Source organism: Mameliella sp. AT18, assembly GCF_028807275.1.
Taxonomy (GTDB): domain Bacteria; phylum Pseudomonadota; class Alphaproteobacteria; order Rhodobacterales; family Rhodobacteraceae; genus Antarctobacter; species Antarctobacter albus.
On record NZ_JARAMO010000085.1, the window covers coordinates 14,060 to 37,264 of the forward strand.

Annotated in this window: 22 protein-coding genes and 1 other RNA gene; 15 read left to right on the forward strand and 8 right to left on the reverse strand. The window is 67.4% G+C overall.

Annotated elements, in window-relative coordinates; genetic code table 11:
- Window positions 1-39 precede the first annotated feature (39 nt).
- The 4 genes from iolE to iolB are packed head-to-tail and all read left to right on the forward strand — an operon-like array spanning window position 40 to window position 3,165.
- Window positions 40-939 (forward strand): myo-inosose-2 dehydratase, encoded by a 900-nt coding sequence (iolE, locus tag PVW46_RS11815; protein ID WP_069209328.1) that lies wholly within the window; start codon window positions 40-42, stop codon window positions 937-939.
- Between the two features lie 3 nt (window positions 940-942).
- The gene (locus PVW46_RS11820; protein ID WP_043135897.1) at window positions 943-1,161 is read left to right on the forward strand and encodes a hypothetical protein; all 219 of its coding nucleotides are present in this window, start codon (window positions 943-945) and stop codon (window positions 1,159-1,161) included.
- Window positions 1,158-2,324, forward strand: a complete 1,167-nt coding sequence (locus tag PVW46_RS11825) for a phytanoyl-CoA dioxygenase family protein (RefSeq protein ID WP_069209329.1) — start codon at window positions 1,158-1,160, stop codon at window positions 2,322-2,324. The genes PVW46_RS11820 and PVW46_RS11825 overlap by 4 nt, the downstream gene beginning before the upstream one ends.
- A 16-nt stretch (window positions 2,325-2,340) precedes the next feature.
- Entirely contained in the window at window positions 2,341-3,165 is an 825-nt protein-coding gene (iolB, locus tag PVW46_RS11830; RefSeq protein ID WP_069209330.1) for a 5-deoxy-glucuronate isomerase, read from the forward strand.
- Between the two features lie 215 nt (window positions 3,166-3,380).
- Here iolB and PVW46_RS11835 read toward each other — a convergent pair whose 3' ends face one another.
- The 4 genes from PVW46_RS11835 to nudC are packed head-to-tail and all read right to left on the reverse strand — an operon-like array spanning window position 3,381 to window position 7,123.
- The gene (locus PVW46_RS11835; protein ID WP_274576024.1) at window positions 3,381-4,826 is read right to left on the reverse strand and encodes an FAD-binding oxidoreductase; all 1,446 of its coding nucleotides are present in this window, start codon (window positions 4,824-4,826) and stop codon (window positions 3,381-3,383) included.
- Window positions 4,781-5,575, reverse strand: coding sequence for a DUF4198 domain-containing protein (locus PVW46_RS11840; protein WP_069209332.1), 795 nt, complete (start codon window positions 5,573-5,575; stop codon window positions 4,781-4,783). Before PVW46_RS11840 ends, PVW46_RS11835 begins: the two co-directional genes overlap by 46 nt.
- A 60-nt stretch (window positions 5,576-5,635) precedes the next feature.
- Complete coding sequence (locus PVW46_RS11845; RefSeq protein WP_043135889.1) at window positions 5,636-6,097, reverse strand: SRPBCC family protein; 462 nt, start codon at window positions 6,095-6,097, stop codon at window positions 5,636-5,638.
- Window positions 6,098-6,157: 60 nt separating this feature from the next.
- Window positions 6,158-7,123 (reverse strand): NAD(+) diphosphatase, encoded by a 966-nt coding sequence (nudC, locus tag PVW46_RS11850; RefSeq protein ID WP_043135887.1) that lies wholly within the window; start codon window positions 7,121-7,123, stop codon window positions 6,158-6,160.
- Window positions 7,124-7,301: 178 nt separating this feature from the next.
- On the opposite strand from nudC, the gene PVW46_RS11855 reads away from it, so the two are divergent.
- The 4 genes from PVW46_RS11855 (at window position 7,302) to PVW46_RS11870 (ending at window position 11,576) form a co-directional block, all read left to right on the forward strand.
- A complete protein-coding gene (locus PVW46_RS11855; protein ID WP_274576026.1) occupies window positions 7,302-9,281 on the forward strand; it encodes a bifunctional 2',3'-cyclic-nucleotide 2'-phosphodiesterase/3'-nucleotidase in 1,980 nt (659 codons plus the stop codon).
- An 89-nt stretch (window positions 9,282-9,370) separates the two neighbouring features.
- Window positions 9,371-10,009 carry an HAD family hydrolase gene (locus PVW46_RS11860; RefSeq protein WP_043135883.1) on the forward strand — a complete coding sequence of 213 codons (639 nt, stop codon included), beginning with the start codon at window positions 9,371-9,373 and terminating at the stop codon, window positions 10,007-10,009.
- A 66-nt stretch (window positions 10,010-10,075) separates the two neighbouring features.
- Complete coding sequence (locus tag PVW46_RS11865; RefSeq protein WP_043135879.1) at window positions 10,076-10,414, forward strand: hypothetical protein; 339 nt, start codon at window positions 10,076-10,078, stop codon at window positions 10,412-10,414.
- A gap of 88 nt (window positions 10,415-10,502) precedes the next feature.
- Window positions 10,503-11,576: an alpha/beta hydrolase family protein gene (locus PVW46_RS11870; RefSeq protein ID WP_069209366.1), complete on the forward strand. Its 1,074-nt coding sequence runs from the start codon at window positions 10,503-10,505 to the stop codon at window positions 11,574-11,576.
- Window positions 11,577-11,581: 5 nt separating this feature from the next.
- Here the strand turns inward: PVW46_RS11870 and PVW46_RS11875 are convergent, their stop codons facing one another.
- The gene (locus tag PVW46_RS11875; protein WP_043135877.1) at window positions 11,582-12,676 is read right to left on the reverse strand and encodes a THUMP domain-containing class I SAM-dependent RNA methyltransferase; all 1,095 of its coding nucleotides are present in this window, start codon (window positions 12,674-12,676) and stop codon (window positions 11,582-11,584) included.
- 85 nt (window positions 12,677-12,761) lie between these two features.
- On the opposite strand from PVW46_RS11875, the gene ffs reads away from it, so the two are divergent.
- Window positions 12,762-12,861: signal recognition particle sRNA small type (ffs, locus tag PVW46_RS11880), an RNA gene on the forward strand.
- A gap of 60 nt (window positions 12,862-12,921) precedes the next feature.
- Here the strand turns inward: ffs and PVW46_RS11885 are convergent.
- Both PVW46_RS11885 and PVW46_RS11890 read right to left on the reverse strand, forming a co-directional pair.
- Window positions 12,922-13,479, reverse strand: a complete 558-nt coding sequence (locus PVW46_RS11885; RefSeq protein WP_052244194.1) for a protein-tyrosine phosphatase family protein — start codon at window positions 13,477-13,479, stop codon at window positions 12,922-12,924.
- 217 nt (window positions 13,480-13,696) lie between these two features.
- Complete coding sequence (locus PVW46_RS11890) at window positions 13,697-15,226, reverse strand: ankyrin repeat domain-containing protein (protein ID WP_069209334.1); 1,530 nt, start codon at window positions 15,224-15,226, stop codon at window positions 13,697-13,699.
- A 250-nt stretch (window positions 15,227-15,476) separates the two neighbouring features.
- On the opposite strand from PVW46_RS11890, the gene PVW46_RS11895 reads away from it, so the two are divergent.
- From PVW46_RS11895 to PVW46_RS11915, 5 genes are all read left to right on the forward strand, one after another.
- On the forward strand, window positions 15,477-17,225 hold the full coding sequence (locus PVW46_RS11895) for a DNA polymerase III subunit gamma/tau (protein WP_069209335.1): 1,749 nt from the start codon (window positions 15,477-15,479) through the stop codon (window positions 17,223-17,225).
- Window positions 17,226-17,385: 160 nt separating this feature from the next.
- Window positions 17,386-17,730, forward strand: coding sequence for a YbaB/EbfC family nucleoid-associated protein (locus tag PVW46_RS11900; RefSeq protein WP_043135868.1), 345 nt, complete (start codon window positions 17,386-17,388; stop codon window positions 17,728-17,730).
- Window positions 17,731-17,733: 3 nt separating this feature from the next.
- On the forward strand, window positions 17,734-18,801 hold the full coding sequence (locus PVW46_RS11905; RefSeq protein ID WP_069209336.1) for a TraB/GumN family protein: 1,068 nt from the start codon (window positions 17,734-17,736) through the stop codon (window positions 18,799-18,801).
- Window position 18,802: 1 nt separating this feature from the next.
- Window positions 18,803-19,402, forward strand: coding sequence for a recombination mediator RecR (gene recR, locus PVW46_RS11910; RefSeq protein WP_043135864.1), 600 nt, complete (start codon window positions 18,803-18,805; stop codon window positions 19,400-19,402).
- 151 nt (window positions 19,403-19,553) lie between these two features.
- A complete protein-coding gene (locus PVW46_RS11915; RefSeq protein WP_069209337.1) occupies window positions 19,554-21,485 on the forward strand; it encodes a non-ribosomal peptide synthetase in 1,932 nt (643 codons plus the stop codon).
- A gap of 132 nt (window positions 21,486-21,617) precedes the next feature.
- Here the strand turns inward: PVW46_RS11915 and PVW46_RS11920 are convergent, their stop codons facing one another.
- Window positions 21,618-22,385 (reverse strand): DUF1013 domain-containing protein, encoded by a 768-nt coding sequence (locus PVW46_RS11920; protein ID WP_043135855.1) that lies wholly within the window; start codon window positions 22,383-22,385, stop codon window positions 21,618-21,620.
- Window positions 22,386-22,542: 157 nt separating this feature from the next.
- Between PVW46_RS11920 and PVW46_RS11925 the strand changes: the two genes are divergently transcribed.
- Window positions 22,543-23,178, forward strand: a complete 636-nt coding sequence (locus PVW46_RS11925) for a ribonuclease T2 family protein (protein WP_069209338.1) — start codon at window positions 22,543-22,545, stop codon at window positions 23,176-23,178.
- Window positions 23,179-23,205 lie beyond the last annotated feature (27 nt).

Below are 23,205 nucleotides of genomic sequence, written 5' to 3' on the forward strand. Positions count from 1 at the left end.
CATGGGCCGTGACATCCGCCCCCTAGGAAAGGCATGCCAATGATCCGCTACGGCACCAACCCCATCGCCTGGGCCAATGACGACGACCAGACGCTTGGCGCCCATATCCCGACCGACCAGATCCTCTCCGAGGCCACCGAGATCGGGTTCGCCGGGATCGAGGGCGGGCACCGCTGGCCCGCCGATCCGCAGGCGCTCAAGGAGCTGCTGGGCCGTCACGGGCTGGTGCTGCCCTCGGCCTGGTACTCGCTCGAACTGTGCGCGCGCTCCGTCGAAGAGGAAAAACAGGCGATCCAGCCGCATCTGGACATACTGAAGGTGAACGGCTGTTCGGTCTGTATCGCCGCCGAATGTTCCAACACCGTGCATGGCTCGCAGGTAACGCCGGTGTCGCAACGCCCGCGGCTGTCAGCCGAGGAAATGGCCACCTATGGCGCCAGGCTGGAAGAGATCGCGCAGTTCACCGCCGAGCAGGGCCTGACGCTGGTCTATCACCACCACATGGGCACCATCGTCGAGAGCCCTGAGGACATCGACGCACTGATGGCCGCCACCGGCCCGGCCACGCATCTGCTGTTCGACACCGGGCATTGCTATTTCGGCGGCGGCGACCCGGCCGAAGTGCTGGCCCGCCACGCCCCCCGCGTGCGCCATTTCCACGCCAAGAACGTCCGCGACGACATCATGAACCAGGTCCGGGGCGAAGACCTGACCTTTCTCGAAGGTGTCCGCAGGGGCGTCTTTACCGTGCCCGGCGATGCCGAGGGCGCGATCGACTTTGCCCCCTGCCTGCAGATCCTGGCCGACACGGGCTACGAGGGCTGGCTGGTGATCGAGGCCGAACAGGACCCCGAGGTGCGCGACCCGGTGAAATACCAGACCCTTGGCCTGACCACGCTGCGGGACACCGCCCGCGCCACCGGGCTGGACAGGGGGTAGGCCATGTTCGACGTCCAGCACCCCTTCTTCATCCCGCTCTGGCGCCGCATCGTTGTGGTGGCCGCCTGTATCGGCTGGGCGCTGCTGGAACTCAGCTGGGGCAATCCCGGCTGGTCAATCCTGTTCGGCGCCATCGGGGCCTATTGCGCGCACCAGTTCTTTGTCGCCTTCGACATCGAGGCGATCCGGAAGAAGTACACCGACGAAGGAGGATCGTCATGAAAGACACGGCTTATTTCGACGTCACGTCCTGTGATCTTGCGGAGTTCGCCCGGCTGACCGGGCAAAGCCTCTCTGCCTCGGACCTGCGATTTGCCTCGGCGGTGGAACAGAACGTGCCGGTCTATGAGGTGGCCTCCCTGCAGGCGACGCTGGGCGATCCCGCCCACCGGGCCGAACTGCTGGCGGAATGGGGCTTTGTCCTGGGCCAGTCGACGGGTGTCCTGGCCCTGAAAGGCGCCTATGCGGATACCGCGCCCGTCGACGCGGCAACCGCCGTCTTCAACCGGATCATCGCCCGCGAAAGCGAGGCCGGACTGGGCGCGGGCGACCATTTTGCCAAGGCCGGGTCGAACGCCCGGATCTGGAATTCGCTGCAGAAACACTGTCTCGAGGATCCCGAGGGCTTTGCGCTCTACTACGGCAACCCGGCGATCGCGGCCGTCTGCGAGGCCTGGCTCGGCCCCTTCTACCAGATGACCGCGCAGGTGAACCTGGTCCGCCCCGGCGGACAAGCCCAATCAGCGCACCGCGACTATCACCTGGGCTTCCAGACCGCCGAGGTGGCGGCGCGGTTCCCGGCCCATGTGCATGACCTTTCGGCGGTGATGACCCTGCAAGGGGCGGTGGCCCATTGCGACATGCCCATTGAGAGCGGCCCGACCAAGCTGCTGCCTTTCTCGCAGCTGTTCCGCCCCGGCTACATGGCCTACCGGCGCGAGGATTTCCGCGAATTCTTCGAGGAGAACTACATCCAGTTGCCGCTGGCCAAGGGCGACGCGGTGTTTTTCAACCCGGCACTGTTCCACGCGGCGGGAGAGAACCGCAGCGCCGACATCGAACGCATGGCGAACCTGCTGCAGGTCTCCTCGGCCTTTGGCCGCGCGATGGAGACGGTGGACCGGACGGCCATGAGCCGCAGGCTGTACCCTGCGATCCAGGCGCTGCGCGCCGCCGGGCGCCTGGGGGACGAGGCGCTGGCCGCCGCCGTGGCCGCCGCCGCCGAGGGCTATTCCTTTCCCACCAACCTCGACAGCGACCCGCCGCTGGGCGGACTGGCCCCTGAAACCCAGAATGCCCTGTTCCACCGCGCCCTGTCCGAAGACCTCTCGCCCGAGGCATTCGCGCAGGCACTTGCGGACCAGGACGCGCGCCGCCACCCCTGACCCCGGGAAGGACAAGATGACCCAGCTGCTTCGCAAACCCGCCGGCACCACCGGCAAGGTCCACGAGATCACCGTGGACAAGGCCCGCACCTCCGAAAGCCCCGATTGGGGATACGTCGGGTTCGACCTCTGGCGGCTGCATGCCGACGACCGCGCCGAGGGCCGCACCGGCGACCGCGAGGTGATCCTGGTGCTGGTCGAGGGCAAGGCGCACATCAGCGGCGGCGGCCAGGATTTCGGCGAACTGGGCGCACGCATGAGCGTCTTTGACCGTATCCCGCCGCACGCGGTCTACCTGCCCGCCGGTGCGGACTGGACCGCGACGGCCACCACGGAGTGCACGCTTGCGGTCTGCTCGGCGCCCGCCAGCGCCGACTACCCGGCGGCGCAAATCGGCCCCGAGGGCATCGACCTGGTGGAACGCGGGCGTGGCACCAACACGCGCTACATCCACCCCATCGCGATGGAGGAACGGGATGTTGCCTCCTCGCTGCTGGTGACAGAGGTCTACACGCCGTCGGGCCACTGGTCCTCCTACCCGCCGCACCGCCACGACGAGGACAACTTCCCCGAGATGACCTATCTTGAGGAAACCTACTACCACCGGCTGAACCCGGCGCAGGGGTATGGCCACCAGCGGGTCTTTACCGAGGACAGATCGCTGGATGTCACGGTGTCGGTCAGCGATCACGACGTGATGCTGGTGCCCAGGGGCCATCACCCCTGCGGCGCGCCCTATGGCTACGAGATGTACTACCTCAACGTCATGGCCGGTCCGATGCGCAAGTGGCGGTTCCGGAACCATCCCGATCACGACTGGATCGCCCGGCGCGACGCCTGACGCGCCCGGTATCAGGGGTGTTTTGGGGTATTTGCACCAAGAAGAAACCAGGAGCGCGCGCCTGCTGTTTCTTCTTGGTGCAAATACCCCGGGGGTCAGAGGGGGCAGCGCCCCCTCGTCCGACGGCGCAGCCGGGCCCCGCATGTGGATTTGGGCGCAGGGCTGGGTCGCGCCGCCCGCGCTGCGTGTAGGGTGGGTTGTTCCAACCCACCCCGTCAGGGCAGGAGCTTGCCCGGGTTCAAGATTCCCTCCGGGTCCAGCGCCGTCTTGATCGCCCGCATCATGTCCAGCGCGACGGCATCCTTGCGCCGCGCCATCGAGGCCCGCTTGGCCAGGCCGATGCCGTGTTCGGCGGAAAACGACCCGCCAAGACCCAGGACCACGTCCTCCACCGCCTCCATCACCGCGTCCTTATGGCCCGCGTCGCCGATCCAGACCGGGTAGTGCACGTTGCCATCGCCCAGGTGAGAGACGACGACAGGCTGCGCCTCCGGGTCGATCTCGGCCAGCCGCGCGCCGGCCCGCTCCAGGAAGGTCTCGACCTTGTCCAGCGGCACAGAGATGTCGTTGTTGACCAGCGGGGCGTGCGAGAGCGAGACCTCCGCCGCCGCCTCGCGCAGGGCCCACATGGCCTCGCGCTGCGCGTCGCTTTGCGCAACCGCGGCGTCCAGCACCACCGCGCCCTCTTCGAGCATCTCGCCCAGGACCTCTTCGAGGTAGGCCGCGATCGGCACCTGCCCGTCGGGGCCCGGCTCGGCGTCGCGCGGGGCGGTGGCGCCCAGTTCGACAAGGATGGTCACGTCGTATTCCCCGTCGAGGACCGGCCGCGCCTCGGGGTGCATCGCTGCGTATTGCTGTATGTAGAAACGCGACATGAACTCGAAGGCCTCGACCGCGCCTCCGGTCACGTCCCTCAGGCGATTCAACACTTCCAGCGCGCCCGAGAGCGTCTCTGTCGCCACCATCGCGGTGGCAAAGGCGCGCGGCTTTGGCACCAGTTTCAATACCGCGCGGGTGATCACGCCCAGCGTGCCTTCCGATCCGATCAGCAGGTGGCGCAGGTCGTAGCCGGTGTTGTTCTTGTGCAGTTCCGACATCAGATCGACCACGCGGCCATCGGCCAGCACCGCCTCCAGCCCCAGCACCAGGTCACGCGTGTTGCCATAGCGCAGGACGTTGGACCCGCCCGCGTTGGTGGCGAGGATGCCGCCGATCCGGGCCGATCCCTTGGCGCCGAAAGTCATCGGGAAACTCAAACCCTCGGCCGCCGCGGCGGCGTGCAGGTCGCTGAGGATCACGCCCGCCTCGACCACGGCCAGCCGGGCCGGGGCGCGGATTTCCTCGATCCTCGTCATCCGGTCGAGCGAGAGCATCACGGCCCCGTCGCCCGAAGTGCCGCCGGCAAGCCCGGTGTGCCCCGAGACCGTCACCACCGGCACCCGTTCCGCATGAGCCGCGCGCAGGACGGCGGCGACCTCTGCGGTGCTGCGGGGGCGCGCCACGCAGAGCGGTGTCCAGCTGTATTGCCCGGTCCAGTCGCGCGACCAGGCGGCCATGTCCTCACCGGTCAGGACGCCGGATTCGTCCAGTTCGCCGCGCAGGTGATCCACGAGGCTCATTGCGGGACCTCGAATGTCAGCGAGGCCCAGAGGCTTTCCCATGCCGGATCCTTCTCTTCCTCGATCTCCAGTTCCCGCATGACCACGGCATCGACCAGGTAGAAATGCCCCGGCTTCACCTCGACCCGGGCGCGTCCCTCGTCGTCGGTGCGGTATAGACGGATCGTCACCGTGCCCTCGGGGTCCCGTTCGAACAGTTCCAATTGCACGTCCACGCGCGGTTCGCCCTGGTAGAGGACGCGCACCGGCAACCCGTCAGAGAGGTCGTCGGTGTAGGGGTTCGCCTCGGCCACGATCTCGGTCAACAGGCCCACTTCTCGGTCGGCGCCCGCACCATCGCCCAGCGCCACCAGGCTCTTGGCATGGCGGGAATAGCGTTCGCGCACCCGGTCCTGCCCCAGTCCGCGATCCAGGTGCCTGTCAAGCGCCCAGGCGAAATCCTTGTGCTCGACGAAGGTGACGAATTTTTCCCACTCGGTATAGGTCAGGCTGTAGTCGCGGGTGACATGCACGATGGTCGCCAGCCCCGTGCCCTCGGGCACCATGTTCAGCGCCGGCTTGTCGCCAAGCCGCCCCTCGACCGGTTCGACCCCTTCGGAGGTGACGATGTCGAAACGGGTGAAGTTTCGGGGGTTGTAGCTGTAGGTCGCGCCCTTCAGTTCCGTGCCGACGAGGGTCTGTGCCAGCACCGGCGCCTCGTCGGGGATCACGAAGCCCTCGGGCTCGATCCAGAATTCATGAGCCGACAGCGGCCCGGCCAGCAGGGCCAGGACCCAGGTCAATCGCAACATGCGGCGCTCCTTTATGCCTTTTGCGGCAATCTAGCGCCATGTCACCTCAACGCAACGGGATCAGGCCGCGCCGCGCAGCCTTGTTTCCATTTCTCCGGCCAATTCGGCCACGCGCTTGCGGAACCGCTTGTCCATGCCGCCACGGGCCAGCTTCATCGACTGCAAGAGAAGCCGGGCCGACAGGCTGCGCGCCGCCATGACCGTGGTGACATTGATCCGCGACCGCGAGGGCGACAGGGCCACCACATCCAGCGTCAGCGTCATGTCCAGCCCGCCTGACACGGTATCAAAGACCATCCGCTCTGGCGGCTGGTAGTCGGCCAGGGTGATGGCGGCCTCGCGCCGTTTGCCACGGAACCGGAAGGTCACGTCCCAGGCCATCCCGGCGCCCGGGCCGTCCCCGGTGCGTGTCACGTCAAGGCCGCGGCGCATGGCCTGGCGTTCGATGCTGTCGAAATCCGCCATCATGGCAAAGACCCGGTCCTGCGGGGCCTCGATATCTTCGCGTGCCGTGAGTTCCATCTGCCTGCTCTCGCCTCATCCTGTCCGGCTGTTTTCCGGCACCCTACCGCAACCTGCGCCTCAGTCCAGCCTATCCGCCATCCAGTTAAGCAACATGAAATGCGCGATGGCGCCCTTGCGGGCGGGCAACAGCCCCTCGCGCAGGCCCGCCGCCGCCTCGGCCACCTCTTCGCGCGTGACCCATATCGCGTCTTCCAGCTCGGCCGGGTCCACGGTGATCTCGTCGCTTGTCGCCTCGCCGTGACAGCCGAACATCAGCGAGGCGGGAAAAGCCCAGGGCTGGCTGGCCAGGTAGCGGACCGGGCCGACGCGGATGCCGGCCTCTTCCCAGACCTCGCGCCGCACGGCGGCCTCGATCGTCTCGCCCGGTTCGACGAAACCGGCGAGGCAGGAATACATCCCTTCGGGCCAGCCCGGCGAGCGGCCCAGCAAACAGCGGTTGCCCCGGGTGATGAGCATGATGACCACCGGGTCGGTGCGCGGGAAATGCTGCCCGCCGCAGGCCGGGCAGATGCGGGTCCAACCCGCCTGGTGCATCTCGGATTCGGCGCCGCAGCGCGAACAGAACCGGTGGCTTCCGTGCCAGCCGTGCACCGCCTTGGCGGTCGCCGCCAGTTCCGCGTCACGGGGCGTGAGACGCGTCATGATGCGGCGCAGCTCGGCAAAGCGGGCCTCGGGGCAACTGGGGTGGCTGTATTCGCTGGGATCGAGGAAACTCGCCTGCGCCTCGGCATCGAAATCCGGCGGGGTCCAGCCCGATATATCATGCGAAAAGACCGCCGCCCCCTCTTCGCGCCCCAGGAGGATGGGAGGGCCGCCCGCCTCCCCCAGGATCGGGTGGTCCAGAGGCAGGCGCACGGCCTCCATCATGCCCTCGCCCGCGACCAGCGGCTTGCCGCGCCAGATCGGGATCGTGCGCGCCCGCGCATCCTGCATCGCGGCGGCCAATGCGCCGATGTCGCCCCGGATCTCTGCCGCGCGATCCAGCCCCGATCCCCCGAATGTCACCTCTTCCGCGTGCCGCATCCCGTCCCCCGTTCCAGCGCCCCGCACATTTGCCCGCCCCGGACCGGGATGCAAACCCAAAGCCCGCGCGATTTCCCCAAGGTCAAGCCGCCACGGCGCCCGGGAATCGTGTTAGCGTCACATCACTGTTGGAATTTCCGGGTCAATACCATCACGCAGCCAAACTTTGGGGAAAACCATGTCACAGTCCTTTGATGCACGTCTCACGCGGCGCCAGTTCCTTGCCGGCACCACCGCCGGGGCCGCCCTGATCACCTTGCACCCCTATTCGGCCCATGCGGCGGCCAATCAGGCGCACCTGCGGATCATGGAAACGACGGACATTCACGTCCACGTCCATCCCTATGACTATTACGCCGACAAGCCGCGCGACACCGTGGGCCTGTCGCGCACCGCCTCGATCATCGAGGGCATCCGCGCCGAGGCGACCAACACGATGCTCCTGGACAACGGCGATTTCCTGCAGGGCAACCCGATGGGCGATTACATCGCCTATGAACGCGGCATGAAAGAGGGGGACATGCACCCGATCGTGACCGCGATGAACACGCTGGGATTCGACGCGGCCACCATCGGCAACCACGAGTTCAACTACGGCCTCGACTTCCTGATGAAATCAATGGCGGGCGCCGATTTCCCGGTTGTCCTGGCCAACATCGCCAAGACGACAGGCGCCACCGCGCGCGAGGACGAGACGCTGTTCAAGCCCTACGTCATCCTCGACCGGATGCTGACCGACGGTGCCGGCGACACGCATCCGATCAAGGTGGGCGTCATCGGCTTTACCCCGCCGCAAGTGATGAACTGGGACCGCAAGCACCTTGAGGGCAACGTAACCGCCCGAGACATCGTCGAGACGGCGAAATCCTACGTCCCCGAGATGCTGGAACAGGGGGCGGAAATCATCGTGGCCCTGTCGCATTCCGGGATCGGGTCGGCCGACCACAGCGACGGCATGGAAAACGCCTCTGTGCCGCTGGCCGGGGTCGAAGGCATCGATGCGGTGATGACCGGGCATTCGCACCTCGTCTTCCCCTCGCCCACCTATGCCGACTATGCCGCCGTCGACGCGGACAAGGGCACGATCCACGGCAAACCCGCCGTCATGGGGGGGTTCTGGGGCTCGCACATGGGGCTGATCGACCTGCTGCTGGAACGTGACGGCAATACCTGGCGCGTGGTCAACACCATGTCCGAGGCGCGCCCGATCTCGAAACGCAACGAGGACCGTTCGATCACCGCGCTGGTCGAGGATTACCAGCCGGTGATCGACGCCACGCAGGAAGACCACGAGGAAACCTTGGCCTATGTCCGCCGCGCGGTGGGCCAGACCTCGGCGCCCTTGCACAGCTATTTCGCGCTGGTCGCCGATGATCCCTCGGTCCAGATCGTCTCGATCGCGCAGAAATGGTACATCGAACAGATGATGCAGGGGACCGAGTATGAGGGCCTGCCGATCCTGTCCGCCGCCGCGCCATTCAAGGCCGGTGGTCGTGGCGGGCCGGACTATTACACCGACGTGGCGCCCGGCGCCGTTGCGATCAAGAACGTGGCCGACCTGTACCTTTATCCCAACACCGTGCGCGCGGTGAAGGTGACGGGCGCACAGGTCAAGGATTGGCTGGAACGCTCTGCGGGCATGTTCAACCAGGTCGATCCGGGCACGCAGGACGCACCGCTGCTGAACTCCTCTTTCCCGTCCTACAACTTTGACGTGATCGACGGGGTGACCTACCAGATCGACCTGTCTCAACCTTCGAAGTTCGGCCCAAAGGGCGAATTGGAAAACCCGGATGCCAACCGCATCGTGAACCTGATGTTCGAGGGCAAGCCCGTGACGGCGGACATGGAATTCGTCATCGCCACCAACAACTACCGCGCCTCGGGCGGCGGATCGTTCCCCGGCGCCAAGGGCGACACCATCATCTTCGAAGCGCCGGACACCAACCGCGACGTGATCGTGCGCTATATCGTCGAGCAGGGCACCATCAACCCGTCCGCCGATGCCAACTGGTCTTTCAAGCCGATGGAGGGCACCACCGTCCTGTTCGAGACCGGCCCCAAGGCGCGCGACTATGCCGAAGACGTCAAGGGCGTCACCATCGAGGACGCAGGCGAAGGCGCCGACGGTTTCGCGCTTTTCCGAATTTCGCTGTAAGACCGCGACACGAAACGTTGTGGCGGGCGGCTTTCGGGCCGCCCGTTTTCCGTCTAGGCCTTGGCCAAAATCTGCGAACCGGAAAACCGATGCCCTATGATGCCGTGATCTTCGACCTGGACGGAACGCTGGTCGACACCGAAAGCCTTGCCTTTGTCACCGGGCGCCGGGTGCTGGCCCGCCACGGCGCCGACCTGACAGAGGCGATCTTTCTGCAACTGGTCGGCACCGCCAACGACACCGGGCGCGCGATCCTCGAACGGCATTTCGGCGCGCTGGATTTCGACGCGATCCATGCCGACTGGCTGGAAGAGGACCGCCGCCAGACCGCGCAGGGCATCCCCCTGAAAGCCGGTGCGACCGACCTGCTGGACCAGCTTGCGGCGCGGGCGGTGCCCGTGGCCATCGCCACCTCGTCGCGTCGTGCCTCTGCCCTGCACAAGCTGGCGCAATCGGACCTGGCGCGGCGCTTTGACGTGGTCGTGACGCGCGATTGCGTGACCCGGCCCAAACCGGCGCCCGAGCCCTACCTGCTGGCCGCCAGCCGGCTGGGAGCAGAGCCGCGCCGCTGCCTTGTGTTCGAGGACAGCAACACCGGCGCCGAGGCCGGCTTTGCCGCCGGCATGACCGTCGTACAGGTGCCCGACCTCGTGCCGCCCTCTGGCGGGCATGCGCATCACCTGGCCGACGACCTGCTGCGGGGGGCGGCACTGGCGGGCCTCATCTGACGCGCTTGCGCAGGGGCCCGCGCTCGCCTACTCCATCAGGCATCGAGGTCAGACAATGGAATTGCCATGTATCGTTTTCTTCTCGGCATGATCGTCATGGCGCTGATCGGTGCCCTGGTCACCAAGCCCGGCCCCGAGGCCGCAGAGGCAGAGGTGCGCCGTCAGATCCAGCTGTCTGTTGCGAACGAAGGGCTCGACGGCAAGTCCGGCCTCGACGCGGCGGCCTTGCTGCTGTGCCGCGCCGACAATCGCGCCTGCACCGATCTGCTGATGTCCGGCATCGACCTGACCTACGAGGACCGCTACGTCTACGCCCGGATCGACCTGCGTGGCTACAAGATGACGGCCACCTGCTACGGTCTTTACACCCGGTTCTTCTGCCCCGGCGGGCTGATCCGCGAATAAGTCCGCAGGGGACCTTGTCGGCCATTGCACGCGGGACATAGGGCGCATAGCTCTGGCCGCAGAGGATGCAAACCCGATGAGGCCCGTGATGAGTTTTTCGTTTCCAACAGGCAGGACATGCGCGGCACTGACCGCGGCGGTCACGCTGACATTTGCCACCGCCGGCGCGGCTTTCGCCGGTGACCATGCCGCGGGCGTGCGGACACTTTCGGTGCCCTCGGCGGAACGCGGGACAGAGCTGGACGTCACGGTCTGGTATCCCGCGGCAAGCGGCGGCACCCCGGTGACACTGGGCGAAAACATCTTTTTCCAGGGCACCGCCGCCATGCAGGACGCCCCGGTTGCGCCCGGGCAACATCCGGTGATCGTTCTGTCGCATGGCGCGGGCCTGGGCGGGCGCCCCTCGGCGGCCAGTTGGCTGGCCACGCCGCTGGCAGAAGCAGGGTACATCGTCGCCGCCCCCACCCATCCCGGCAACACCGGGCCGGACCGCTCGGCGGAACAGACAATGAAGCTGTGGCAGCGGCCCGCAGACCTGTCGCGCGCACTGGACGCGCTGGAGATGGCGCCGGACCTGACGTCCCATGCCGACCCGGACAGGGTCGGCGCCCTGGGCCTGTCGATGGGCGGCAACAGCGCCCTTGGGCTGGCCGGTGCGCGGATCGACCCGGACCTGCTGGCGGGATACTGCGACGACGCGGACCGCAATCCCTCGCTTTGCAGTTGGGTCCGGATGAGCGGCGTGGACCTGCACGCGATGGACATGACCGTCGCGGGACGCGACAACTCGGACGATCGGATCGGATTTGTCATGGCGATCGACCCGGCCCCGGCGGATGTCTTTGCAGCGGAGAGCCTGGCAGAGGTGACGATGCCGGTCGCGCTGGTGAACCTGGGCCAGGAGGCCGGGATTTCCGCGACGATACGCGCCGCACCGCTGGCACAGGGCATTCCCGGGGCCGATTACACGGTGATCGAGGGCGCAACCCACGCCGCCATGTTCCCCGAATGCAAACCCAAGGCCGCCGAAATCGCGCGGGAAGAAGGGATCGAAGACCCGATCTGCCCCGATGGCACCGGGCGCCCCCGCGCCGACCTGCACGCGCAGATGATCGACATGGTCGCATCCGCCTTTGCCGAGGCTTTCGACACAGCGGAGTGAGGCCGTTACAGGCGGGCTTGGTAGAGCTTCACTTTCAGCCCGCCGAAACTCACCGGCGGGCCTGCGTCCAGGTTCAGGCCCGTGGCTTTGGCCAGCCCGCCGTCAGAGGTCACCATGCCCAGCCGCCAGCCCGCAAAGCGGTCCTGCAGGACGGCGCCAAGCGTGCCGTATAGCGCAAACAGCAGCTTACGGTTGCCGATCCGCGCGCCGTAGGGCGGGTTCACCATGACCAGCCCCGGCGGCCCCTCTGGCCGTTGCAGATCGCTGATCGCCGCGCGGGTGAAGGTGCAGAGATGCGCCACCCCGGCCCGTTCGGCATTGGCCTGGCTCATCCGGATCGCCCCGTCATCGCGGTCCGATCCATAGAAACGCGCGCCGACCTCGCTCCGCACCGGCTGCGGCGCTTCGGGCACCTCGACCGCCAGCCGGTCGAAGGCGTAGCTCCGCGCCCGCCCGGGTGCCAGCCCGGCGGCAATCTCTGCCGCCTCGATGACAAAGGTGCCGGACCCGCACATCGGGTCCACCACCGGCCCTGTCCCGTCATAGCCGCAGGCGCGAAGGAAAAGCGCCGCTAGCGTCTCGCGCATCGGGGCCTTGCCCACCTGCTGTTTGAGGCCCCGCCGGTGCAGCGGTTCGCCCGAGGTATCGACGGAAAACACCGCCATGTCGTCCTCGATCCGCAGCATGATGCGCACCGCCTCGTCCGAGGCTTCTTTCAGGACCGGCGCGCCCACCGTCTCGGCGATGGCGCCTTCGACGCGCTGCCGCGCCGCGCGGTCGTGGTAGATCCTGGAATTGCGGCAGGTCACTTCGACCCGCACCGGCACATCAGGGCGCAGCACGGCCGCCCAGTCCAGTTTCCGCGCCCGCTTGTCCAGCTGCGCAAGATGCATCGCCCGGAAACTGGCAAAGCGCGCCAGTACGCGCCCCGCGCCGCGCAGCTCGCGGTTGGCCCGCGCCACCTCAGCCCAGCCGCCCGCGAATGTCACGCCGCCCGGCACCTGCGCAGGCTGCGCGAAACCCGCCGCGCGCACCTCGTCCAGCAAGAGCGGTTCCAGCCCCGGCGGCACGCTTGCGAAAATCTCGAATATCTCGTCCATCCCGCCCTCATAAACGCCCCGCTCGGCAAACGGGAGAGTGCATCGCACCCCATTGCAAAATCCGCGCCGGCGTCTTAGATAGACGGTCGAGAGGTTGTGCGGGCAAGCGCCTCGCCAACCCGGTCAGGTCCGGAAGGAAGCAGCCGTAACGAGCCCCGCTTGGGTCGTTGCAATCTCTCACCTCAATCGGCCCGGTGCGCAAGCGCCGGGCCGTTGCCTTTCCGGCCCAACCGTTTGCAAACCGATCAGCCCGACCGGGCGTGCCGCACAAAGGGCACTGGCTCACGCTCTGCCTGCAGAGACCAGTTGCGTTGCCAGGATTCGAGAAAGGCGCCCCGCTGGACCGATTGCAGACGGGCCTCGGCCTCGTCCGGGGCCTCTCCCGCCTCGATCATCAGGCGCAGGGCCATCATGCCCGACCGGCCCTTGCCGTCACGGCTGTGCAGCATGACGCGCCCGCCGCCCAGCAGCGCCTTGCGAACCTGCGTGCTGACCTTTGGCCAGTCCTCTTCGACGGTGGCATTGGGCGCCTCGCCGCGCTTGATCGGCATGTGCACCCAGCGCGTGCCCTTGTCCTGTACGTCCTGGCCAAGGGTCTTGGCCCCAGCCTCCAGCATCTCGACATGGCTGACGAGGGAAATCACCATCGCCGGGCGCCAGCTGGACAGGTGTTCCAGATCGCCGCGATAGTCACCCCCGGTTCCGGGCAGCTGGGAAAAGGCAAGGATGCCGCCCCCCACGGGCAGGACATGCAGAACCACAGGCCCGGCGGTGCCGGCTGCTTTCTGCTCATCCTCGACCATGCAATGTCTCCCCAATCGGCAGCGACGGCGCCGGCGACCGCCCCCACGGCCGCGGATTTCCGCCAACGGGGATAATACACGCATGTCCAGACCGGCCTAGCGATTCGGGCCGCAGACAGTCCGCAATCCCCACCAGAGTCGGGCACTTGCGGCCAGTTTTTCACGTTGTGCGTTCAGAATGCCACGCAAAGGCCCGCGCCCGAAGGCGCGGACCGGCTCAGACCACCTGCCCGGGATGCGACTCGGCCCAGTCCTCGAGAAAGGCGCGAATGTCCTCTCGACCGGCAAAGCCGATCTCGCGACGAGGCAGGGCAACGCCGTGATGCAGGGCCCGTTCCAGGCATCCGATGTGATCCCGGCCGGCGCGATCGGGCGCGTTTTCGGCCCCGTGCAGGATCGTGCTCAACAGCGTGCCACCATAGCCGTTGACATGGGACAGGTCCGGCTTCAGCCGCAGGAAGAACCCCATGACCTCGGGCAGGCCTTCCCAGCCCGCCGCCTGCACGGGCGTCACGCCCATTCCGTCCGGCAGGTCCCAGGGCAGACCCAGCGCCACCAGCCTTTCCAGCACCGGCAACCTGTCCGGCAGGTGCAACGTCTCACGCAGGATGTTGGCATAGGCCGGGGCCAGGCGTGCCGGGTCGATGTACTCGCCCGGGCTGTCCTGCCCCTCGGCGGCGCGGGCCAGCAGGGCTTCCTCGCGGCTGAGCGGGGTCGCGGCACCGCGCGCCTCGATCGCCTCCGCGACAGCATGGTTGCCATGCACCCGGGCATAGGCATAGGCCGTGGCCCCCTGCCAGGTGCGCGCCGGGTCGGCGCCCGCCCCCAGCAGCAGGTCCACCATGCGCCGGTCACAGCCCCGCCGGGCCGCCTGGTGCAGGGCGGGCACCACCCAGGGCGCCTCTCCGCCGACCTCGTCCGGATTGAAGTCATCCGGCCGCGCACCGTGCGCCAGCAGCATCTCGACCGCCGCGTGATCGTGGAAATCCATCGCCCGGAGCAGCGCGTTGGTACCATGCGGATCGGCACCCGCCTCCAGCAGCATCCGCAGTCCTTCGTGATGGCCCAGTTCTGTGGCGTGGTAAAGCGACTCGTTGTCGTTGGGGTTGGCGCCGTGGTCCAGCAGCCAGCGGCCCAGCACCATGTTGTCCGCGTGGCCGATGGCACCGTAGAGGGCCGAGAGCAGGTGCTCCTCTCCCTCGGCGGCCGGGTAGCCATCATTCACGTCGGCCCCATGCGCCAGCAACAGGTCGGCCACCGCCAGCATGTCGCCCTCAAGCTCGGGGTGGGCCTTGAACCAGCGCGAAAAGGCCAGGTGCAGGATCGGCGTCCGAGGCCCGAGGGGCCGCGTGGCCAGGCCGGGATCGCGCGCCAGCGCGGCGGCCACCGCCTCGCGCCGGTAAAGCGCGCATTCCAGGCCAAAGACACCATCCGCCAGGTCCGGCGTATCGGCCAGAAGCGCCTCAACCGCAGGGGGCTGGCCGTGAAACAGCGCGATCTTCAGCCGTTGCAGTTTCGCGGCGCGGTCCAGCCCCGTGGTTTCGGCGGCGAGTTTCAGACGCGGCCAGCTGGGAAAACCGTTTTCCTGCGCAATGACGTGCAGGAAATCGGCCCGGCGCAGGGTGTCGGGTGCGCGCCGTGGCGGGTGCTGTTGCAGGCGCTGCAGGGCCCAGACCTCGTGCGCTATATAGGCACGGTGCAGGCGCTTGGCCTCAAGGCGCAGGGAATCGAGGGAAAGCTCGGTCATGATCGGGTTCCTCCGTCACTGCCCGCGATCCGCCATGTCGGGCCAGAGAAAACCGTATGATCGGTGGTCTTCCATATGGGCCGGCGCAGGTGCTTTCCGCGGATCAGGAGGCCCCCGGCAAGCGGCCCTGCCCCTGATGTGCCGCGTCGCCGCGCGGAAATCAAGCCTTGTCTGCGCGCTTGCCGTCAGAGGGCGGTGGACGGCCCGGCGCGCAGCGCTTACCTTGGCCGCAACACCAGACAGGACCCCCATGACCGACGCCCCCGCCTACCAGGTGCTCGCCCGCAAGTACCGCCCCGAGACCTTTGCCGATCTCGTCGGGCAGGACGCGATGGTGCGCACGCTGAAAAACGCCTTTGCCGCCGACCGGATCGCCCAGGCCTTCATCATGACCGGCATCCGCGGCACCGGGAAGACCACGACCGCGCGGATCATCGCCAAGGGCATGAACTGCATCGGCGAGGACGGCAACGGCGGGCCGACGACGGACCCCTGCGGCAAGTGCGAACACTGCGTCGCGATCATGGAAGGCCGCCACGTCGACATCCTCGAGATGGACGCCGCCAGCCGGACCGGCGTGAACGACATCCGCGAGATCATCGACAGCGTGCACTACCGGGCGGCCAGCGCACGCTACAAGATCTACATCATCGACGAGGTGCATATGCTGTCCAAGAGCGCGTTCAACGCGCTCTTGAAGACGCTGGAGGAACCGCCCAGCCATGTGAAATTCATCTTTGCCACGACAGAGATCCGGCAGGTGCCGGTCACGGTCCTGTCGCGCTGCCAGCGTTTCGACCTGCGCCGGATCGAGCCAGAGGACATGATCGGCCTCTTGCGCCGCATCGCCAAGGCCGAAGCGGCAGAGATCACCGACGAGGCGCTGGCGCTGATCACCCGCGCCGCCGAAGGGTCCGCGCGGGACGCGACCTCGCTGCTGGACCAGGCGATTTCGCATGGCGCCGGGGAAACCACAGCCGAACAGGTGCGCGCCATGCTGGGCCTGGCCGACCGGGGCCGGGTCATGGACCTGTTCGAGCGCATCATGCGCGGTGACGCGGCAGGCGCGCTCGAGGAACTGTCGGCGCAATATGCCGATGGTGCCGACCCGCTGGCGGTGCTGCGCGACCTGGCCGAGCTGACGCACTGGATTTCGGTGGTCAAGATCACGCCCGAGGCCGCGGACGATCCCACCGTGTCCCCCGACGAACGCGGGCGCGGGCAGGCCTTTGCCGATGGCCTGGGGATGCGGGCGCTGGCGCGGGCCTGGCAGATGCTGCTGAAGGCCATCGAGGAGGTCTCGAACGCGCCTTCGGCGATGATGGCCGCCGAGATGGCTGTGATCCGCCTGACCCATGTGGCCGAGGGCCCCTCGCCCGAGGAACTGATGCGCAAGCTGCAGGACAGCCCGCCGCCGCCCGCGCCGAACGGCGATCCCGGCGGCGCGCCTGCCGGCCCCTCCGGCGGCATGACCCACGCGCCACAGGCCCATGCGCCACGCGCCGGCGGCGGCGGTCATTCCGGCGGGACCGTCACGGCTCTTGCCACCGAGGCCGCCGAGGCGCTGGCCCGCTACCCCACCTTCGACCATGTGCTCGAGCTGATCCGCGCCAACCGCGACGTCAAGCTGCTGGTCGAGGTCGAGGGATCGGTGCGCCTTGCCGCCTATCAGCCGGGCCGGATCGAGTTCACCCCCACCGACGACGCCGCCCCCGACCTGGCGCAACGGCTGGGCGCGGCCTTGCAACGCTGGACCGGCAATCGCTGGGCGGTGATCCTGGTCAACGGCTGCGAGACACCCACGGTGGTCGAGAAACGCGACGCCGCCGAACTGGCGCTGAAGGCCAAGGCGCAGGAACACCCGCTTGTGCAGGCCGCGCTGGCCGCCTTTCCGAAAGCGACGATCACCCATATCCGAACCGCGCAGGAAGCCGCGACTGAGGCGCTGGAAGAGGCTCTGCCCGAGGTCGAGGACGAATGGGATCCTTTCGAGGAATAAGGCCGGTCACCAAGCGCCCGCTGCGGCGCCAATTCGCCGCTCACGCGGCCTGACCGCGCGCCTGCGGCTTGTTCATTGCCGCCGTGGCTGCGATATGTAGACCAAGCATCCTTCACACCGCGCCATCCGGTCGGCGGTCCATCTAATCGGGAGACAGAACATGCTGAAAGGTTTGGGCGGACTTGGCGACATGGCCAAGATGATGAAACAGGCGCAGGAAATGCAGGGCAAGATGGCCCAGATGCAGGAAGACCTGGCCAGCATGACCGTTACTGGCGAATCCGGCGCCGGGCTGGTCAAGGCGACCGCCACCGCCAAGGGCGAGCTGACGGGCCTTGAAATCGACCCCTCGATCTTTGTCCCGTCCGAAAAGGAAGTGGCCGAGGACCTGATCCTGGCCGCGATCAAGGACGCGCAGGCCCGCGCCAGCGAGCGCGCACAGTCCGAGATGCAGAAGCTGACCCAGGAAATGGGCCTGCCGGCCGACATGAAGCTGCCGTTCTGATCCATGCCGGGGCGGGGTCGGGATCTGCTGCGCGGCGGGATCGCCTGCCTTGGCCTGCTTGTCGCCGCGGCCCCGGTCGTGGCGCAGGACTGGGCCACGCGCGAGCTCTGCTTTCCGCCCCGGATCGAGATTCACGACGAGGTCTTTGCCCCCGAGGGCCGGGCGGAACTGGAGGCGCGCGCCGCCGCCATCCCCCATGCCACCGGGCGGTTCTGGCGCATCACGGCGCCGGATGGCGGCGTCTCCCATCTCTGGGGGACGATGCACAGCAGCCACCGCAGCGTGCTGGACCTGCCCGCCGCCGTGCGCGAGGCACTGGCCAGCGCCGACCGGCTGGGGCTGGAAATCGACCCGACCTTTCCGGACCGCGAAAGCCATGACGCCTACATGCGCGGCGACGATGTCTATCGCAGGGATGGATCGGTCACGGCCTACCGCGATCTAGAGTTGCCGGAGCGGTTCGAAGAACACCTTGTCACGCGCCTGCGTGCCCTCGGCTGGTCCCCCGACGCTCTGCCGGAACTGAAGCTGGGCACCCTTGCCGAACTGCTGCTTTACGATCCGTGCGAGGATTTCTCTGCCGGGGTCTTGCCCTCTCAGGACAGTTATCTGCAGACGCTCGCCCATATCGGGGGCATCCCCGTCCTGCCGCTGGAGGACAGCGACCGGCTGTCGGCCAAGCTGAACACCCCCGGAAACGAGGATCTGGCCCGCGCGATCATCGGCACCTACGCCGTCTACCTGATGCCCGGCGCCACCCCCGAGGCGCGCGCCACCGCGCTGGCGCTTTACCGGACCGGGCGGGTCGGGCTGATGATGGCCTGGGACGAGGCGCAGGTGACAGCAGCCTTGGGCAACGAGGGTCCCGCGCTTTATGCCCGGATGACCGAATACCTGGTGGATGAGCGCAACGAGGACTTCGTGAACGCCGCCCGCGACGCGCTGCGCGAAGGCGGCGTTTTCATCGGGGTCGGCAATTTCCACCTGCCCGGCGAAAACGGCATGATCGAACTGCTGCGCGCCGAGGGGTTTGACGTGACCCGTATCCCGCTGCCGGGCGAGGCCCCCTGACATGGCCCGTGACGCCAACCCGATCGAGCACCTGATCGACCTCATGGCCCGCTTGCCCGGGCTTGGCCCCCGCTCTGCCCGTCGCGCGGTCCTGCACCTGATCCGCAAGCGGGCGATCCTGCTGGCGCCGCTGGCCAAGGCAATGGCGGACGTGGCCGAACGCGCCCGCGAATGCCTGAACTGCGGCAATGTCGGCACTTCGGACATCTGTCCCATCTGCGCCGACGAAGGGCGCGCCAACGGGCTGCTCTGCGTGGTCGAGGAGGTCGCCGATCTCTGGGCAATGGAACGCGGCGGCACCTTCAAGGGGCGCTATCACGTCCTTGGCGGTACTCTGTCTGCGCTGGACGGCGTCGGACCAGAGGACCTGCGCATCCCGCAACTGCTGCAACGGATCGGGGCCGAGGGCGTGACAGAGGTGATCCTGGCGCTGAACGCCACCATCGACGGTCAGACCACCGCCCATTATATCGCCGACCAGCTGGAAGACCGGGGCGTCCAGCTCAGCTCGCTGGCGCAGGGCGTGCCCATCGGCGGCGAACTGGATTACCTCGACGATGGCACCATCACCGCCGCGCTGAACGCGCGCAAACGGCTGTGACCGAAACCCGGAGTTGCCCGTTTGCCGCACCGGCACGCGGGGCCGCCGGCTTCACGCCCCCGCACATGAAACTGTTACAATCGCGGCGTAGCCGCGCCGGACAGGAGGCCTTGGCCTCCGCGATTATCACCAAGTGACTCCAGGATTCTCCATGAACCGCGTTTCCCCCCTTGCCTTTGCCGCCGCGCTGATGGCCCTTCTGCCTGCGGGCGCCTTTGCCCAGTCGGCCTGCCTGCCCTCCGATCCCGCGGACGGCGACGACGTGATCTGCGCCGGCAGCGGCCTGGGGATCGAGGATGACGGCTTCGATGACGGCACCATCACCATCACACCGACCGGAGTGATCGACGGCGGCGACCGGGGGCTGCGGGTGGATGACGGCGTGACCATCGTCAACGACGGTTTCGTACGCGGGCCGGGAGATCACGGCATCCAGGGCGACAACGATGTCCTTGTCACCAACAACGGCACGGTGATCGGTGTCGGTGGCGACGGCATCAACATCGACGACAATGGCGTGGTGATCAACAACGGCGTGATCACCAGCCTTGACGACGACGGCGTGCAGCTGGAGGAACGCCCGCTGGTCATCAACAACGGCACGATCACCGCACCGGACGAGGGCATCAACGTCAACGTCGATTACGCGCAGGTCGCCAACACCGGCACCGTGATCGCTGGCGACGACGGCGTGAACGCGGGCAACTTCGCGGACATCTTCAACTCCGGGCTGATCCAGTCGACCGGAGACCAGGATGCCATCGACCTGGACAGCGGCAAGATCACCAACCACGGAAGGCTGATCAGCCTCGGCGCCGAGGACGGGATCGATTTCGACGCCCCCGCCGCCGGCCCCTCCTTTGTCCGCAACACCGGCCATATCGAGGGCAATATCGCCATCAACACCGATGCCGCCGACCTCGCCGTCCAGGAAATCGTAAACTCCGGCACGCTGATCGGGCGCGGCGGTGTCGCGGTGAACCTGGGCGGCGGCGACGATATCCTGCGCCTGCTGGACGGCAGCGTGGTTTCCGGTGCCATCGAGATGGGCGCGGGCCGTGACACGCTGGCCGTCATGACCCGCCGGTCGCAGGTGCTGACCTTCGGCACTACCGTGCCCGAAACGATCACCGTTCGGGGCGGCGGCTTTGTCCTGCTGAATGCCGCGCCCGCGCCCGGGGCGAAACCTGCGGCCGTGGTCACCGCGCCGACGCTGATCGTCGTGGACGAGGCGCCGGTCTCGTCCCCGGACCGTCTTTCGCGGGAACTGGGCATGGGGATCGGCGGCAGCGTGCTGGACTTCCAGGTGGCCCGGGGGCCCTGGCTGGGCACCTTCGCCAACGCGGGCACCATCGCGCCGGACAGCTCCCAGGGGGCCGACTACGCCAGCCGTGGTATCGCGGTGGGCTTTGGCACCGGCTGGCAGGGGATCTCTCCCTTCGTGGGCTACGGGCAGGGCGCTAGCGACCTCGACGACGGGGTTACCGAAACGCGGATCAGATCGTATTTCGTGGGTCTTGGCCTGACCGGAGAGCGCGGGCGGTTCAGCTATGACGCCGCGCTCTATGCCGGGCGGACCCACAACAAGATCAACAGCCCCGACAGCCATACCGGCAGCGCCGATTTCGACGGCCAGCTGCTGGGGATCAGCCTGCGCGGCGGGGGCCTTTTGTGGCAGAACCCGACCGCAGGCTACGGCATCGACCTGGTGATGCAGGGCGACTACCTGCGCCACAAGACAGAGCGCCACGACCTGTCCGGCCTGGCCGGCGGCAAGATCAGCGAACGGACGACAACCACCACCGCGCTGCGCGTCGAAATGGGCCTGCCGATGCAGGTGAACGACATGTCGATGCGCCCTTACCTGGCCCTGACCAGCTTCGGCGGCACTCCCGACGACATCACCTTTTCGGTCGGCGGCGCCAGCACCACCTTCGACGCGGACGACGTCAGCGGCGGCAATGCCCTGGCCCTGGGGGCCAGCTTTGCGACCGGCGGCAACGGGTTGAAAGGCCGCTTCGAGGTCTCGCGCGACGCGGACGACAATACCTCCTGGGGGATCAAGCTGGGCATGCAGTTCTGAGGCACGTCCGCAGGCCCCCGGGGGTAATCGAAGGGGGCAAACGAAAAAGGCGCCCCGGCGGGGGCGCCTGTCAGTGGGACGGCGGACGGGGCGATCTGGCCCGGAGGGCCAGAAGCGGCGCCCCGCCGGACCTCAGCGGTCCTCGTCTTCGTCGTCCTCGTCCTTGCCGCCACCGGGCAGGTTGAAGAAGCTGTCGGCGTCGAGGTAATCGTTGTCGCTCTTGCTGTCTTCCTCGTCGTCCTCCTCGCCGCGCGGATCGGACAGGCTGAAGGTCTCGAGTCCCTCGATGGCCGAAGGCAGGCGCGGTTCCGGCTCCATCTCCAGGCTCTGCTCGGTCGAGACCAGCTTGCGGCGCTCGTCGTCCGTCATGACCTTGGCCAGGTCCTTGGCCGCCTTGGCCACCGCCGCGTCCAGCTCGGACTGCTTGCACAGGCCCAGGGCGACCGGATCGATGGGCTGCATGTTCTGGATGTTCCAGTGGGTGCGCTCGCGGATCGACTGAATCGTCGGCTTGGTCGTGCCGACCAGCTTGGCGATCTGGCTGTCGGCCAGTTCCGGGTGGAATTTCACCAGCCAGAGAATCGCGTTCGGGCGGTCCTGCCGCTTGGACAGCGGGGTATAGCGGGGGCCTCGACGCTTTTCCTCGTCGCGGGCGGCCGGGTTGTGCTTCAGCTTCAGCTTGTGCAGCGGGTTGTTCTCGGCCTTGTCGATCTCGCTCTGTTCCAGCTGGTTGTTGGCAACCGGGTCAAAGCCCTTGACGCCCGTGGCCACGTCGCCATCGGCGATGCCCTGGATCTCAAGCTCGTGGAATCCGGTGAAATCGGCGATCTGCTTGAAGGTCATCGTGGTGTTGTCCACCAGCCAGACGGCGGTCGCCTTGGGGTGCAGCAGCTTGGACATTTCAATACTCCTTGGTCTTGCGGGACCCGCTGGCATGCCTCCTGCGCGGCCCGAGGCCGGTCGGGGGCCAAGGGCGGCTCCGGCGGGCGGAGCGGGTTACCGTTGTCGGGAAACTCGGCGTCTATATAGTGATCTCGCAGTCAAAGGGGAAGTGAAAATGCGATTGATGAGTGTTCTGCTGCTGGCCGCCCTGTCCATCGGCAGCGGTTTGCGTGCAGACGGCGACCGGGCGGGAGAGTTCGACTACTACGTCATGGCGCTCAGCTGGTCCCCGAACTGGTGCGTGCTTGAGGGCGACGCCCGCAACGCCGAGCAATGCGAGAGCGACGCCGGCTGGCTGCTGCACGGGCTCTGGCCGCAATATCACCGCGGCTGGCCCGACTACTGCCCGACGGTGGAACGCGCCCCCTCGCGCCGCATGACCGGCGAGATGACCGACATCATGGGCTCTGGCGGGCTGGCCTGGCACCAGTGGAAGAAACACGGCGTCTGTTCCGGCCTTTCGGCGGCGCAATACTACGCGCTTTCGCGTGAGGCCTATGGCAAGATCACCCGCCCCGAGGCCTTTCGCAAGCTGGACAAATCCGTGACCCTGCCCGCCTCGCTGGTCGAAGAGGCCTTCATCAAGGCCAATCCGCAGCTGGAGCCGGACATGATCACCGTCACCTGCCGGGATGGCCACATCCAGGAGGTGCGCATCTGCCTGTCCAAGGGGCTGGACCCGGTGCCCTGCGGCCGGGACGTGGTACGGGACTGCCGGATGACGGACGCGCGGTTCGAACCCCTGCGCTGAGGCGCGCCCCGGCTCTCTGACGCAGGT

Coding starts and splice junctions, on each gene's coding strand:
- iolE (WP_069209328.1), top strand. CDS start 40: ATGATCCGCTACGGCACCAACCCCATCGCCTGGGCCAATGACGACGAC.
- PVW46_RS11820 (WP_043135897.1), top strand. CDS start 943: ATGTTCGACGTCCAGCACCCCTTCTTCATCCCGCTCTGGCGCCGCATC.
- PVW46_RS11825 (WP_069209329.1), top strand. CDS start 1,158: ATGAAAGACACGGCTTATTTCGACGTCACGTCCTGTGATCTTGCGGAG.
- iolB (WP_069209330.1), top strand. CDS start 2,341: ATGACCCAGCTGCTTCGCAAACCCGCCGGCACCACCGGCAAGGTCCAC.
- PVW46_RS11835 (WP_274576024.1), bottom strand. CDS start 4,826: ATGGGAAAGCCTCTGGGCCTCGCTGACATTCGAGGTCCCGCAATGAGC.
- PVW46_RS11840 (WP_069209332.1), bottom strand. CDS start 5,575: ATGTTGCGATTGACCTGGGTCCTGGCCCTGCTGGCCGGGCCGCTGTCG.
- PVW46_RS11845 (WP_043135889.1), bottom strand. CDS start 6,097: ATGGAACTCACGGCACGCGAAGATATCGAGGCCCCGCAGGACCGGGTC.
- nudC (WP_043135887.1), bottom strand. CDS start 7,123: ATGCGGCACGCGGAAGAGGTGACATTCGGGGGATCGGGGCTGGATCGC.
- PVW46_RS11855 (WP_274576026.1), top strand. CDS start 7,302: ATGTCACAGTCCTTTGATGCACGTCTCACGCGGCGCCAGTTCCTTGCC.
- PVW46_RS11860 (WP_043135883.1), top strand. CDS start 9,371: ATGCCCTATGATGCCGTGATCTTCGACCTGGACGGAACGCTGGTCGAC.
- PVW46_RS11865 (WP_043135879.1), top strand. CDS start 10,076: ATGTATCGTTTTCTTCTCGGCATGATCGTCATGGCGCTGATCGGTGCC.
- PVW46_RS11870 (WP_069209366.1), top strand. CDS start 10,503: ATGAGTTTTTCGTTTCCAACAGGCAGGACATGCGCGGCACTGACCGCG.
- PVW46_RS11875 (WP_043135877.1), bottom strand. CDS start 12,676: ATGGACGAGATATTCGAGATTTTCGCAAGCGTGCCGCCGGGGCTGGAA.
- PVW46_RS11885 (WP_052244194.1), bottom strand. CDS start 13,479: ATGGTCGAGGATGAGCAGAAAGCAGCCGGCACCGCCGGGCCTGTGGTT.
- PVW46_RS11890 (WP_069209334.1), bottom strand. CDS start 15,226: ATGACCGAGCTTTCCCTCGATTCCCTGCGCCTTGAGGCCAAGCGCCTG.
- PVW46_RS11895 (WP_069209335.1), top strand. CDS start 15,477: ATGACCGACGCCCCCGCCTACCAGGTGCTCGCCCGCAAGTACCGCCCC.
- PVW46_RS11900 (WP_043135868.1), top strand. CDS start 17,386: ATGCTGAAAGGTTTGGGCGGACTTGGCGACATGGCCAAGATGATGAAA.
- PVW46_RS11905 (WP_069209336.1), top strand. CDS start 17,734: ATGCCGGGGCGGGGTCGGGATCTGCTGCGCGGCGGGATCGCCTGCCTT.
- recR (WP_043135864.1), top strand. CDS start 18,803: ATGGCCCGTGACGCCAACCCGATCGAGCACCTGATCGACCTCATGGCC.
- PVW46_RS11915 (WP_069209337.1), top strand. CDS start 19,554: ATGAACCGCGTTTCCCCCCTTGCCTTTGCCGCCGCGCTGATGGCCCTT.
- PVW46_RS11920 (WP_043135855.1), bottom strand. CDS start 22,385: ATGTCCAAGCTGCTGCACCCCAAGGCGACCGCCGTCTGGCTGGTGGAC.
- PVW46_RS11925 (WP_069209338.1), top strand. CDS start 22,543: ATGCGATTGATGAGTGTTCTGCTGCTGGCCGCCCTGTCCATCGGCAGC.